The organism is Streptomyces sp. NBC_01426 (assembly GCF_036231985.1).
GTDB lineage: Bacteria > Actinomycetota > Actinomycetes > Streptomycetales > Streptomycetaceae > Streptomyces.
This window is the reverse complement of sequence record NZ_CP109500.1, coordinates 2,827,118-2,840,193: the sequence shown is the minus strand read 5'-3', so window position 1 is coordinate 2,840,193 and position 13,076 is coordinate 2,827,118. Positions and strand designations below refer to the sequence as shown.

Below are 13,076 nucleotides of genomic sequence, written 5' to 3'. Positions count from 1 at the left end.
GCCACTCCTCGTCGCCGGACACAACGAAGCCCCCGTGCCGCTCGTTCCGGGTACGGGCCCGCCTTCCGGTCCGCGTCGCGGGCGCGTCCGCGGCCGGGCCCTCAGTCCTCGAACGGGGGCAGCGCGTCCAACACCCGCGTCAGGGCCATCGGCACCGAGCCGTCGCCGGTGGCCACCTCGAAGCCCCCGTACGCGAAGGCGTAGGTGAACCCGTCGAACACGGTCCCGCTCTTCGACGTCCGGGGCAGCCGGGCGAAGTCCGCCTCCCGGAGCGCCGCCCGCAGCGTGCCGAGTTGAGGCGCGGTCAGCTTCCCGCGGCCGACCTCGTCCGCCCGCCCGTCCAGCCGGGCCCAGGACCCGTCCTCGCCGATCACCAGGGTGCCGGTGCGCCCGGCGAAGCCGCCGCTGCGGGTGACCCGGACCAGGGTCGTGCTCGGGGAGGTGGCGCGGGGTGAGGAGGGCGGCGCCGTCGCGGTGGGACCGGGACCCGGGGTGGTCGGGTCCCCGGGGGCGGGTGCGCTCGGGGTGCCGGCGGGCGGGGCGGAAGGGGTCCCGGGTGACGAACCGTCGGCCGTCGCGGTCTTCGTGCGAGGGGCGGCCGGCTCCCCGTCGGCGCCGCACCCGCCGAGCAGCAAGGCGGCCAGCACCGCCCCGAGTACCGCGCCCGTCGCCGCCGTCGCCCGTCCCGCTCGCCCTGTGCGCACGCCACACCCCCGCGGGAATTCGGCCGACCCGGACCCCGAGTATGGAGTCCGCACCCGTCCCGCGGAAGCACCCGGAGGTCGACATCAGCCGCGACATCAGCCGCACGGCCCTCTGGCGGTGGGTGCCCCCGCTCGTCGCCGTCGCCCTGGGGCTCTGGTCCCTGGAACGCGGTCCGGCCGGCGGCAGCATGTGGCGCGACGAATCCGTCACCGTCCAAGTGGCGCACCGCCCCCTGGGCGACCTGTGGACGCTGCTCGGGCAGGTCGACGCCGTGCACGGGCTCCACTACCTGCTCATGCACGGCGTGTTCGCCCTGTGGGACGGCGGCCTGTGGGCGCTGCGCCTGCCGTCCGTCGCCGCCACCGCCCTGGCCGCCGCCGGGGTGGCCGCGGTGGCCCACCGGCCGGCGGGGGAGCGGGCCGCCCTGTGGGCCGGGACCGCCTACGCCGTCTTGCCGCCCGTGCAGATGTACGCGCAGGAGGGGCGCTCGTACGCTCTCGTCGCCTGCGCCGTGGTGTGGGCCACCCACCTGATGCTGTGCGGGCGGTGGGCGGCGTACACGGTGGTGCTGCTGCTCGGCTGCTGGCTGCACGAGTTCGCCGTACTGGCCCTGCTCGCGCACGGCTTCGTCGCCCGGCGCTCGCGCGGTTGGCGGTGGAGCGCCGCCGTCGTCGTGGTCGCGCTGCTGCCGCTGGCCTGGGTCAGCGCGGCGCAGGCCGAGCGACAGTTGGGCTGGCTCGGGCGGCCGAGTGGGCAGGACTGGGCGGCGTACGGGGTGCTCGTGCTCGCGGTGGCACTGCTCGCCCGGGGGACGTCGGTGCCCCGGGAACTCGTCCGGGTCGCCGTACCGCTCGCGCTGCTGCCGCCCGGACTGCTGCTGCTCGTCTCGCTCGCACACCCCTGGTACGTCGACCGGTACGTCCTCTACGCGCTGGCCGGGCTCGCCCTGCTCGTCGGCGCCCGGCTCGCGGCCGCGCGCGGGCTCTGGCCGTGGGTGTTGACGGCCGCGCTGCTCGCGCCGTTCGGCTGGTGGTCGGTGTGGCTGCGGACCCCGGAGAGCCGCAAGGACGACGTGCTCGCGGTGGCGGCCGCCGTCCGGGAACGGGCGCGGCCCGGGGACGCCGTGCTGTTCATGCCGTCCCGGCGCCGCGAGTGGCTGCTGTCCTCGCCCGCCGTGTACGCGCCCCTGCGCGACCTCGCCCTGGACCGCTCCCCGACCGCCTCGCGGAGCCTGTGGGGCACGGAGGCCGACCCGGCTCGGATCCGGGCGCGGTTGGCCGCGGCCCCCCGGGTGGTGGCCCTGCTGGACCCGGAGGGACAACCCCTGGACCCGTACCCGGCGGAGGTCGCGAAGCGGGAGGCGTTGACCGCCGGGTTCGTGCCGTGCTCGCAGACGCGGGTGCGGGGCGCGCGGATCGTGGTCTACGCGGCCCGGGGCGCGGCCGGCGGCTGCGACCGGGACTGAGACCGGGGCCGGGACCGGGATCGGGACCGGGGCCGTGACCGGCGTGGGGCTCGTGGCGGGGTCGGTGCGGGCGGCGGCCCAAGAGGTGTGTCGGGGCGGGTGGTTGGATGGGAGGCGGGCCGGACCGCCGCGGCCCGTGGACCACGCTGTCGGAGGCGCCGCATGACCGTGTCGCAGAACCCCCCGGGCCCCCTGGTCGGGACCTCCTGGCTGGCCGCCCGCCTCGGCGGGCCCGACCTGGTCGTCCTCGACGCCTCCGTCGCCCCCCACCGCGGCGCCGACCGACGGATCCCGGGCGCCCGGCCCTTCGACCTCGACGGCGCCCTCTGCGACCACACCACGGACCTCCCGCACACGATGCCCGCGGCCGCCGCCTTCGAGCACGCGATGCGGGACCTCGGCCTCGACGACCGGGCCACGGTGGTCGTGTACGACGGCGCGGGCCTCCATTCGAGCGCCCGGGCGTGGTGGATGCTGCGCGCCATGGGCTTCGACCGGGCCGCCGTCCTGGACGGCGGACTGCCCGCGTGGGAGGCCGCCGGACTGCCCGTGGAAGACACCGGGCCCGGGTACGAGGGACCCTGCGGCTCCTTCACCGCCCGGCCGCGCGCCGGACTGCTGGTGGACGCCGCCGCCGTGACCGACGCCCTGGCCGACCCGGCGGCGGCCGTGCTGGACGCCCGCACCCGGGAACGGTTCGCGGGCACCGCCCCGGAACCCCGCCCCGGTCTGCGCGGCGGACACATGCCGGGCTCCCTGAACCTGCCCTTCGGCGACCTCAAGGGCCCGGACGGGCTGATGCGGCCCCCCGGGGAACTCCGCCAGGCCTTCCAGGCGTTGGCGGGCGAGCGGGAACGCCTGTACCTCAGCTGCGGGTCGGGGGTGACCGCCTGCGTGCTCGCGCTGGGCGCCGACCTCGCAGGGTACCGGGACCTCGCGGTGTACGACGGCTCGTGGAGCGAATGGGGTCTGCCGTCCAACCGGCCGGTGGCGACCGGGGGTTAACCCCACCCGGGCTCCGGGTACCGGCCCCATCGTCGTGCGGACCGCGCCTCGACAGACTGGCGCCATGCCTTCCCACACCGCGCACGCCGCCCGCCCCGGTGCACTCGCCCGGGCCTCCCGACCCGCCCGCACCGCCGTCGCGGCCTGCGCCGTCGTCGGCGGGCTCCTCCTCACCGGCTGCTCGTTGACCGCGCACACGATGAAGACCGTGCGCGCCGACGCCACCGTCGCCGAAGCCGTCACGGCGGTCGAGATCACGGGCGCCCGGCACGGCTCCATCGAGGTGACGCCGGGCAGCGGCCCGGGCGTCGCCGTCCACCGCACCGTCCACTACCGGGGCGACACGGCGCCCCGGCCGGGGCAGCGCGTCTCCGGGGGCCTGCTCACCTTCGACAGCGGCTGCACCGGCAGTTGCTACGTCGACTACCGCCTGGAGGTGCCGGCCTCCGCGACGGTCAAGCTCGAAAGCAGCAGCGGCCGCGTCACCGTGACCGGGGTGGCCGCGGCGGACGTCGAGACCTCGTCGGGCGACGTGGAACTGGAGCGCATCGCGGGCGCGCTGAAGGCCCGTACCTCCTCGGGCGACATCACCGGCTCGGCCCTGGCCGGCCCGGGAGCCGACATCCGCTCCACGTCCGGCGACGCCCGCCTGGCGTTCACGGCGTCCCCGAACGCGGTGGCCGCCGAGACCGGCTCGGGCAACGTCACCCTGACGGTGCCGTCGGCGCCCTACCGGGTCGACGTCTCCACCACCTCGGGCGACCGCCGGATCGCCCTGCCCACCGACCCGGCGGCCGGCGCCCGCCTCTCGGTGAGGACCACCTCGGGCGACGTCCGCGTCTCGGCGGCCTGAGGCGGACTGAGGGGGCGGCGGGGTCGGCGGGGCCGGCGCCGAGCCGGCGGGGGTGGCCGATCGGGCGTCGGACGAGGGGCGGCCGGGGTGTTCGCCGCCGGCGAACGGCGGTGGGGGAACATCGGGGGGCTCATCGGCATTGAGTCGGCATAGCTCAACTTCACTGCCGGAGGGAAGATCATGGCTTCGACGTCCGTATCGCTCACCCTGCCCGTACTGCCGCTCGACGACGAGGTCGTGCTGCCCGGGATGGTCGTCCCGCTGGACCTGTCCGACGCCGACGTACGGGCGGCCGTGGAGGCCGCCCAGGCCGCCGCGGGCAGCGGGAAGCCCCGGGTGCTGCTCGTGCCGCGGATCGACGGACAGTACGCGGGCACCGGTGTGCTCGGAACGGTCGAGCAGGTGGGACGGCTCTCCGACGGGGACCCGGGCGCGCTCATCCGAGGGCGCGGACGCGTCCGCATCGGCGCCGGGACCACCGGGCCCGGGGCCGCGCTCTGGGTCGAGGGCGAGACCGTCGAGGAGACGGTGCCCGAGCCGCTGCCCGGCGCCGTCACCGAGCTCGTCAAGGAGTACAAAGCCCTCGCCACCAGCTGGCTCAAGAAGCGCGGCGCCTGGCAGGTCGTGGACCGGGTCCAGCAGATCGAAGGGGTGTCGGCGCTCGCCGACAACTCCGGCTACTCGCCCTTCCTGACCGTGGCCCAGAAGGTGGAACTGCTGGAGACGGCCGACCCCGTCGCCCGGCTCCGGCTCGCCGTCAAGGCGCTGAGCGACCACCTGGCCGAGCAGGACGTCGCCGAGTCCATCGCCAAGGACGTCCAGGACGGCGTCGACAAGCAGCAGCGCGAGTTCCTGCTGCGGCGACAGTTGGAGGCCGTGCGCAAGGAACTGCGCGAACTCAACGGCGAGAAGGACGGCGAGGAGTCCGACGACTACCGCACCCGCGTCGAGGCCGCCGACCTGCCGGAGAAGGTACGGGAGGCCGCCCTCAAGGAAGTCGAGAAGCTGGAGCGCTCCAGCGACCAGTCGCCCGAGGGCTCCTGGATCCGCACCTGGCTCGACACCGTGCTGGAACTGCCCTGGAACGAACGCACCGAGGACGAGTACGACATCCGCGGCGCCCGTGCGGTGCTCGACGCCGAGCACGCCGGACTGAGCGACGTGAAGGACCGCATCACCGAGTACCTGGCGGTCCGCAAGCGGCGCTCCGAGCGCGGCATGGGCGTCATCGGCGGGCGGCGCGGCGGGGCCGTGCTGGCCCTCGTGGGCCCGCCCGGGGTCGGAAAGACCAGCCTCGGCGAGAGCGTCGCCCACGCGATGGGCCGCAAGTTCGTGCGCGTCGCGCTCGGCGGCGTACGGGACGAGGCCGAGATCCGCGGCCACCGGCGGACCTACGTCGGCGCGCTGCCCGGCCGGATCGTGCGGGCCATCAAGGAGGCCGGTTCGATGAACCCGGTCGTCCTCCTGGACGAGATCGACAAGGTCGGGTCCGACTTCCGGGGCGACCCGGCCGCCGCCCTCCTGGAGGTCCTCGACCCCGCCCAGAACCACACCTTCCGGGACCACTACCTGGAGGTCGAACTCGACCTCAGCGACGTGGTCTTCCTGGCCACCGCCAACGTCCTGGAAGCCATCCCGGAAGCCCTCGCCGACCGCATGGAACTGGTCCGCCTCGACGGCTACACGGAGGACGAGAAGGTCGTCATCGCCCGCGACCACCTGCTGCCCCGCCAGCTGGAGCGCGCCGGCCTCGGCGCCGACGAGGTGGTCCTGGAGGAGGACGCCCTGCGCCGGCTCGCCGGCGAGTACACCCGCGAGGCGGGCGTACGGACCCTGGAGCGCTCCCTCGCGCGGCTGCTGCGCAAGGTGGCCTCACAGCACGAGCTGGGGGAACGGGAACTGCCGTTCCACGTCGGCGCCGACGACCTGCGGCCGCTCATCGGGCGACCGCACCACGTCCCGGAGTCCGCGCAGGACCCGGCCGAGCGGCGGACCGCCGTGCCCGGCGTGGCCACCGGCCTCGCCGTGACCGGGGCCGGCGGCGACGTCCTGTACGTCGAGGCCTCCCTGGCCGACCCGGAGACCGGCGCCGCCGGGCTGACCCTGACCGGCCAGTTGGGCGACGTGATGAAGGAGTCCGCGCAGATCGCGCTCAGCTTCCTGCGCTCGCACGGCGCGGAACTGGAGCTCCCGGTCGCCGACCTGAAGGACCGGGGCGTGCACATCCACTTCCCGGCCGGCGCGGTCCCCAAGGACGGGCCGAGCGCGGGCATCACCATGACGACCGCGCTGGCCTCGCTGCTGTCGGGCCGCCAGGTCCGCACCGACGTCGCCATGACCGGCGAGGTCTCGCTGACCGGGCGGGTCCTGCCCATCGGCGGGGTCAAGCAGAAGCTGCTCGCCGCGCACCGGGCGGGCCTGACCACCGTGATCATCCCCAAGCGCAACGAGGCCGACCTGGACGACGTCCCGGCCGAGGTGCTGGAGGGACTGGAGGTACACCCGGTGACCGACGTCCGCCAGGTGCTGGAGCTGGCCCTGGCCGGGGCGGAGGTCGCGGCCGCGGTGGCCGCCTGATCCGACACACGGACGGCCCGGGGCCCCGCTTCGGCGGGGCCCCGGGCCGTCGGCGTACCCGCTGCGAAATACTGACCGGGCGGACACGCACCGCGACGACACCACCATCGACAGGAGCCGGACGTGCACGGGAGTGAAGATCAGGAGTTCCTTGCCCTGGAGCGGGAGCTGTCCGTCTTCCTCCGGCGGGCCCGGGCCTCCTCCGGCGAGATGGCCCGCGCACTCCACCCGGAGCTGGAGCCGGCCGCGTACGGACTGCTGGTGCGGCTGGAGGCCGCGGGACGACAGCGGGCCACGGAACTGGCGGCGTACTTCGGGGTGGGCAAGGCCACGATGAGCCGCCAGTTGCGGGCCCTGGAGGTGCTGGGGCTGGTGGCCCGCGAACCGGACCCGGCCGACGGACGGGCCTTCCTGGTCGGGCTCACGGACGAGGGGCGGGCGCGGTTCCTGCGGGTGCGGGGGGCGCGGCGCGAGCAGTACATGCGCAAGCTCGCCGACTGGGACCGGGGGGAGGTCGCGGAACTCGCGCGGCTGCTCAACCAGTTGAACCAGGGCGCGGACTCGGAGTAAGCCGGACCCGCCCCCGTCACCAGGCCCCGTCACGGACTCCCCGTCACCGCCCCCCGTCACAGCTCCGCGTACACCGCGGACGCGTCGTCGTGGCGCTTGTGCCGGCCCGGCGGGCGGGTGGGGTCGCACTCCAGGGCGCGCACGCGGGCGATCAGCCCCTGCGCGCCCTCCTTGCCGAGCACCCCCAGACAGGCCGCCCAGTCACCCTCCCCGAAGGTGTCCGTCCAACGGCTCGCGCCGTCCGTGAGGGCGGCCAGGGCCCGCACCTCGGAGCGCGGGGTCCGGCCGGTGACCGCCCGGCCCGCCACCTCCGGATCGGCCGCCGCCGTGAAGAACCCGCCCTCGACGTTGCGCAGCGCGTCCGCCGCGGCCACCGAGCGCAGCGCCTCGCGCGGCACCCGGTCCAGTCGGTCGTCGAGGACGGCGTGGACCTCACCGTCCCCGGTCCGGAGCAGCAGGACGGAGTCCGACAGCACGAGGTGTTCCACGGTCGCCCCGTCCCAGCGCGCCACGACCACCGTCGCCTGCGGTGTCCGCACGTGAGAAAGGTCACAGGTGCCCCGGTGGGCGGCGGCGGTGCTCTCGATGGCAGCGGCCAGGATCCGGTCCAGCGGCATGTCCCTCCGCGATCCGGACAGTTCGGTCAATCGGCCGCCGAGGCGGGCCACGAACCAGGGCACACCGTGCACGCACCCGTCGTCCCCGCGCGGCGGGGTCACCCCGTCGAGCGCCACCACGACACCGCCACCCGACGTGGGCATCGCGGCCGACAGCCAGTCCTCATTGGGGCGTTCCGGGTTGCCGGGGGCCGTCGCCAGGTCGATGCGCATACGGACATTCTGCCCGCGGGGAGGCCTGCGGGCGGATCCGGGCGGCCGTGCGCCGATCCCCGGCCGAGGGAAAGTCCGTACCAACGGGCGGGGGGTGTGGCGGGCGATACCGGGCCGCCCCGGCGGTGCGGGCGCGCATCTTGCCAAAGCGCGCCGCCATCTTTCAACCACCGGTCCACGGCCGGACCCTGACGGGCTCCGTCCGAGTTGGTCGCCAACTGATCCTTGATGTTCACTCCTTCGAGTGGCCGGGTGGGCGATGTACGGCTCTCTTCCCAACACACTGCAATGGTCTGAGGCGGTACGAGGGGGCAGGGAGCGTTTACTTGTTGACCGGCCGTTACCTCGGCCACACGAGTAGACGAGCACGAGCACACGTACAGGATTGCGAGCACCGGTGCAGAAGAAGCGGTCTCGGAAGAACGGCACCGCCAGCGCCGACGGTCCCGCCATCGCAGGACGTCGCGTCCGCGTGCGCCGCAGGCTGGTGATCGGTGTGGCCGTCGCCGGCCTCACGGTCCTGGTGGCCGGCGCACCCGCCGTCGTCTCCGCGACGAGAGAACTGAACGACTCCCAGCGGCTGGTCACGCTCGCCGAGCAGACCCGGGCGGCCCTCACCCTGGCGCACCTGATCGGCGACGAACGCGACGCCGTCATCGAGTACGTCGCCAAGGGACGCCCCGCCTCCGGCAAGAGCGCCGTCCGGGAGCGCACCGCGCGCACGGACCGGCAGCTCGACGAGGTCCGCGCGGAGGCCGACGAGGACCTCTCCGTCGCCCTCGGCCGCATCGGAGCCGTCCGTGCCGAGGCGCTCGACGGCAAGGGCGGCGCCCTCGCCGCGCACCAGGCCTACGCCGGCGTCATCGCGGACCTCATGGCACCGGGCGACCGGCTCGTCGAACTGACCCCGCCCCGCGCGGAGGCCGCGCTGGTCACCACCCGGCCGCTGGCCCCGCTCGGACAGGCCGTGGAACAGGCCGGCGCCACCCGCGGCCTGCTGCTCGCGGCCCTGGCCGTCCCGCGCTCCGAACAGGCCGTGAGCCTGGCGCCCGTGGACGAACTCACCGTCGCCGCCCAGCGCTCCCGGGTCCGCGAACAGGCCGCCCTCGACGACTTCTCGCGCACCGCGCGACCTGACGTGCGCGAGACGCTCGCCGCCACCGTCACCGGCCCCGAGGTCAAGACCGCCGAGGAGTACCTCAAGCGGCTCACCGACCGGCCCACCCTGAACTCGACCGACCGCAAGGTCGACCGCGCCGCCGTCGGCGCCGCGCTCACCGCCCGCGTCGACCGGATGCAGTCGGTCGAAGCCACACTGGCGAGCCGACGGGCCACCGCCCTCGCGACCCTGCGCGACGACGACGTGACCCGCCTGGAACTGCTGATCGCCTTCGTGGGCGTGCTGTTCCTGTTCGTGGTCGGCTTCTCGACGGCCGTCGCCCGCTCCCTGACCCGCCCGCTCTCGGTGCTCCGTCGGGGCGCCCAGCGGCTGGCGACCCCGGAGGGCTCCGTCGAGCCGGTGCGCTTCACCGGCCGCAACGACGAGTTCGCCGAGGTCGTCCGCCACCTGAACGCGGTGCGGGACCAGACGGTCTCCCTGCACACCCGGATCGCCGGACTCGACGCCGACCGGCGCCGCCTCATCGGCCGCAACGAGGCGCTGACCTCCGGCCGCGAGGCCCTGGACGCCGAGCTGAGGCAGCTGCGGGCCGGACTCGAAGAGCACCGCCGCGTCATGTCGACGACATCGGTGTCCCTGTCCCTGCGGACCCTGGGCCTCGTGGAGCGCCAACTGGCGGTCATCGAGGAACTGGAGTCCAAGGAGCAGGACCCGGACCGGCTCGCGACCCTGTTCAAGCTCGACCACCTCGCGACGGTGATGCGCCGTCACAACGAGAACCTGCTGGTCCTCGCCGGCCAGGAACACGGCCACGGACAGGCCCAGCCGGTGCCGCTGGTCGACGTCATGCGGGCCGCGGTCAGCGAGATCGAGCGGTACGAGCGCGTCGACCTCGCGGCGATGCCCTCGTACACGCAGGTCGCCGGGCACGCCGCCGACGACATCTCGCACGTGCTCGCGGAACTGCTGGAGAACGCGACGACCTTCTCGCCGCCGGACGTCAAGGTGAAGGTGTCCGGCCGACTGCTGGACACCGGCGAAGTGGTGCTGTCCGTGCTGGACGAGGGCATCGGCGTCACCGAGGACCGGATGGCGGCCCTCAACGCCCGACTGGCCACCCCCGAGGCGTACGACGAGGAACCCGAGTCGGAGCACGGCCTGGGTCTCGGCCTGTACGTGGCCGGGCGGCTCGCCGCCCGACACGGCGTCACCGCCGAACTGCGGGCGCCCCGGCACGGCGGGACGGAGGCCCTGGTGGTCGTTCCGGCGACGCTGCTGCCGACCACGCCGCCCGTCTCGCCGGTGCACTCCCTGACCACGCCCGGCGCGTCCGCGCTGCGCCTGCCCGGGGCGATTGCCGAGGCCAACGAGAACACCCTGATGTCCCAGCGGACGCCCCCGGCGGCGGACCCGGTCGTGGAGGCCGCGGCCGAGCCCGTCTTCGAACCGGCGGCCGAGCCGGTCGGGGACCCGGGGATCGCCGCCGACCTGGCCGCCGCGTTCGGGGACCCGGTTCCCGCCACGCCCACGCCGGCGGACGCCGCGATGGACGCCGAGTCCGGCACGGGGACGGAACCGGCTTCGGACCTGGCCTCGGACCTGGCCTCGGACCCGCTCACGGACCCGGAGGCCGAGCCGCTCGCCGAGACCGAGGCCGCGTTCGACGCCGCGTTCGAGGCGGAGTTCGAGGCAGAGTTCGAGGCCCGCACGGACTCCGAGCCGCTGCCGCCCGCCGACCGGGTGTTCACCGTCTCCGCGCGGGAGCCGGAAGAGCCGTCGTCCGCCGAGGCGCCGGCCGAGCCGGCCGCGAGCGACGCCCCGGACGCGACGAGCGACCCGGGTGACGCCGCCGCCGACGACGCCGCCGACGACGCCGCAGAGGAGGTCGCGGACGAGGTCGCCGACGTGATCGACGCCCCGGCCGCCGTTCCGGATCCGCAGCCCGTGCTGTCCGCGGACGAGGAACTCCTCGCCCGCGTGGTGTCGGAGGCCGACGCCGAGGCCTTCGTGGCCCCGGACGCGCAGGCGCCGCCGGCCGAGCAGGTCTTCACGGTGCCCGCCCCCGCGGCCGAGGCACCGGAGGACGCGGAGCCCGCGCAGGGGCTGCCCCGGCGGATACGGCCCGACGCGGAACCGGGACTGCCCGTGCGGCCCTTCGCCGCCGCGGCGTCCGATCCGCACCGGCGGGCCGAGGCCGAGGAGCACTGGCTCCCGCGCCAGGCCGGCCACCCCGAAGACGTCCTGACCGACAAGGGCCTCCCCAAGCGGACCCCGCGCAACGTGGCCACCGGAGGTCGCCCCGCCGACGCGCGCCCCGAACCGCGCCGGGTGGACGCCGACGAACTGCGCCGCAGGCTCGGCGGGTTCTACCAGGGGACCCAGGACGGCAGGCGAGTCGTCGAGGCCGAGCTCGCACAGGACCGCGGGCAGGACCGGGGACAGACCGACCAGGGGGACACCGCACAGGAGGCACGCACATGACCGCGCCCAGTACGTACGGACTGAGCACCCAGGCCCGCAACCTGCAGTGGCTGCTGACCGACCTGGTCGAGGAGGTTCCCGGCGTCAACTCCGTCGCCGTCGTCTCCTCGGACGGGCTCCTGCTGCTCTCCTCCGAGCCGCCGGCGCAGTCCCCGCAGGACCGGCCCAAGGGCCCCCGAGGGGCCTCGGCCGACCTCGCCACCATCGTGTCCGGGCTCGGCAGCCTGACCACGGGCGCCGCCTCCCTCATGGACGGCGGCTCCGTGAAACAGACCATGGTGGCGATGGAGCACGGCTCCGTCTTCGTCATGGTCATCAGCGACGGCTCGCTGCTCGGCGTGCACGCCGCGCCCGACTGCGACATGAGCGTCGTGGCCTACCACATGGCCCTGTTCGTGGGCCGCGCCGGCCACGTACTGACCCCCGAAGTCCGCAGCGAGCTGCGCCAGTCGATGGAGAACACCCCGTGAGGAGTCCGGCCTCCGACCGGCTGCCGATACGCGGCGCCGACCGCCGCCCCGCCCGCGTCCGCCCGTACTCGCTGACGGGCGGCCGGACCCGGTTCACGCAGGTCCTGCTGGTGGAGACCTTCGTCGCCGCCCTCGACAGCGGTCCGGTCGCGACGCCCGACCGGATGCCCGAGATGCCCGCCATAGTCGAGGTGTGTCGCCGCATGCGGACGATCGCCGAGATAGCGGCGCTCCTGAAACTGCCGCTCGGCGTGGTCCGCGTCCTGGTCAGCGACCTCGCCGACCAGGGCCGGATACGCGTCTACGGCACGGGACACGGCACCGGCCGTCCCGAACGCGCACTGCTCGAAAGGGTGCTCAGTGGTCTTCGCCGTCTCTGACCGTCACATCGACGTCCCCCCTGACGACGAGCCCGCCCAGGCCTGGCAGTACGACCGCTCGCGCGCGCCCGTCGCCGTCAAGGTGCTGGTCGCGGGTGGATTCGGCGTCGGGAAGACCACGTTCGTGTCGTCCCTCTCCGAGATCACCCCGCTGCGCACCGAGGCGGTGATGACGCAGGCCAGTGCCCCCACCGACGACCTGTCCGGGACCCCGGACAAGCGCACCACCACCGTCGCGATGGACTTCGGCCGCGTCACGCTCGACGACGACCTCGTCCTGTACGTGTACGGCACCCCGGGCCAGGAACGTTTCTGGTTCATGTGGGACGACCTGGTGCGCGGGGCGATCGGCGGCCTGGTGCTGGCCGACACCCGTCGGCTGCGGGACGCCTTCCCGGCCCTCGACTACTTCGAGAGCTGCGGCCTGCCGTACGCCGTCGCCGTCAACCACTTCGAGGGCTCCGCCTCCTACGAGGAGGAGGACGTGCGCGAGGCGCTCACCGTCCCGCCCCACGTCCCCGTGGTGATCATGGACGCGCGTCGGCGGGCGACCGTGGTCGAATCGCTGCTGGCCCTGGTGGGTCACGCCCTCGACGCCACTCCCGAATAGATCCACCAGG

The 13,076-nt window shown here is 74.7% G+C and carries 11 protein-coding genes; 9 read left to right on the top strand and 2 right to left on the bottom strand.

What is annotated here, in order from left to right:
- Window positions 1-101: 101 nt before the first annotated feature.
- Window positions 102-704 carry a hypothetical protein gene (locus tag OG906_RS12235; protein ID WP_329442458.1) on the bottom strand — a complete coding sequence of 201 codons (603 nt, stop codon included), beginning with the start codon at window positions 702-704 and terminating at the stop codon, window positions 102-104.
- A 41-nt stretch (window positions 705-745) separates the two neighbouring features.
- On the opposite strand from OG906_RS12235, the gene OG906_RS12230 reads away from it, so the two are divergent.
- The 5 genes from OG906_RS12230 (at window position 746) to OG906_RS12210 (ending at window position 7,175) form a co-directional block, all read left to right on the top strand.
- Complete coding sequence (locus OG906_RS12230; protein ID WP_329442456.1) at window positions 746-2,170, top strand: glycosyltransferase family 39 protein; 1,425 nt, start codon at window positions 746-748, stop codon at window positions 2,168-2,170.
- Window positions 2,171-2,332: 162 nt separating this feature from the next.
- Window positions 2,333-3,175 (top strand): sulfurtransferase, encoded by an 843-nt coding sequence (locus OG906_RS12225; protein WP_329442454.1) that lies wholly within the window; start codon window positions 2,333-2,335, stop codon window positions 3,173-3,175.
- A gap of 64 nt (window positions 3,176-3,239) precedes the next feature.
- On the top strand, window positions 3,240-4,028 hold the full coding sequence (locus OG906_RS12220; RefSeq protein WP_329442452.1) for a DUF4097 family beta strand repeat-containing protein: 789 nt from the start codon (window positions 3,240-3,242) through the stop codon (window positions 4,026-4,028).
- 180 nt (window positions 4,029-4,208) lie between these two features.
- A complete protein-coding gene (lon, locus tag OG906_RS12215; RefSeq protein WP_329442450.1) occupies window positions 4,209-6,605 on the top strand; it encodes an endopeptidase La in 2,397 nt (798 codons plus the stop codon).
- 123 nt (window positions 6,606-6,728) lie between these two features.
- Entirely contained in the window at window positions 6,729-7,175 is a 447-nt protein-coding gene (locus OG906_RS12210; protein WP_267797136.1) for a MarR family winged helix-turn-helix transcriptional regulator, read from the top strand.
- Window positions 7,176-7,231: 56 nt separating this feature from the next.
- Here OG906_RS12210 and OG906_RS12205 read toward each other — a convergent pair whose 3' ends face one another.
- Entirely contained in the window at window positions 7,232-8,005 is a 774-nt protein-coding gene (locus OG906_RS12205; protein ID WP_329442447.1) for a protein phosphatase 2C domain-containing protein, read from the bottom strand.
- A gap of 397 nt (window positions 8,006-8,402) precedes the next feature.
- On the opposite strand from OG906_RS12205, the gene OG906_RS12200 reads away from it, so the two are divergent.
- From OG906_RS12200 to OG906_RS12185, 4 genes are read left to right on the top strand one after another with little or no spacing between them, the layout of a single operon-like run.
- Window positions 8,403-11,606 carry a sensor histidine kinase gene (locus OG906_RS12200; protein WP_329442446.1) on the top strand — a complete coding sequence of 1,068 codons (3,204 nt, stop codon included), beginning with the start codon at window positions 8,403-8,405 and terminating at the stop codon, window positions 11,604-11,606.
- A complete protein-coding gene (locus OG906_RS12195; protein WP_267797139.1) occupies window positions 11,603-12,076 on the top strand; it encodes a roadblock/LC7 domain-containing protein in 474 nt (157 codons plus the stop codon). The genes OG906_RS12200 and OG906_RS12195 overlap by 4 nt, the downstream gene beginning before the upstream one ends.
- Window positions 12,073-12,456 carry a DUF742 domain-containing protein gene (locus OG906_RS12190; RefSeq protein ID WP_267797140.1) on the top strand — a complete coding sequence of 128 codons (384 nt, stop codon included), beginning with the start codon at window positions 12,073-12,075 and terminating at the stop codon, window positions 12,454-12,456. The genes OG906_RS12195 and OG906_RS12190 overlap by 4 nt, the downstream gene beginning before the upstream one ends.
- On the top strand, window positions 12,437-13,066 hold the full coding sequence (locus OG906_RS12185) for a GTP-binding protein (RefSeq protein ID WP_392898898.1): 630 nt from the start codon (window positions 12,437-12,439) through the stop codon (window positions 13,064-13,066). The genes OG906_RS12190 and OG906_RS12185 overlap by 20 nt, the downstream gene beginning before the upstream one ends.
- Window positions 13,067-13,076: the final 10 nt, after the last annotated feature.

Coding starts and splice junctions, on each gene's coding strand:
- OG906_RS12230 (WP_329442456.1), top strand. CDS start 746: ATGGAGTCCGCACCCGTCCCGCGGAAGCACCCGGAGGTCGACATCAGC.
- OG906_RS12225 (WP_329442454.1), top strand. CDS start 2,333: ATGACCGTGTCGCAGAACCCCCCGGGCCCCCTGGTCGGGACCTCCTGG.
- OG906_RS12220 (WP_329442452.1), top strand. CDS start 3,240: ATGCCTTCCCACACCGCGCACGCCGCCCGCCCCGGTGCACTCGCCCGG.
- lon (WP_329442450.1), top strand. CDS start 4,209: ATGGCTTCGACGTCCGTATCGCTCACCCTGCCCGTACTGCCGCTCGAC.
- OG906_RS12205 (WP_329442447.1), bottom strand. CDS start 8,005: ATGCGCATCGACCTGGCGACGGCCCCCGGCAACCCGGAACGCCCCAAT.
- OG906_RS12195 (WP_267797139.1), top strand. CDS start 11,603: ATGACCGCGCCCAGTACGTACGGACTGAGCACCCAGGCCCGCAACCTG.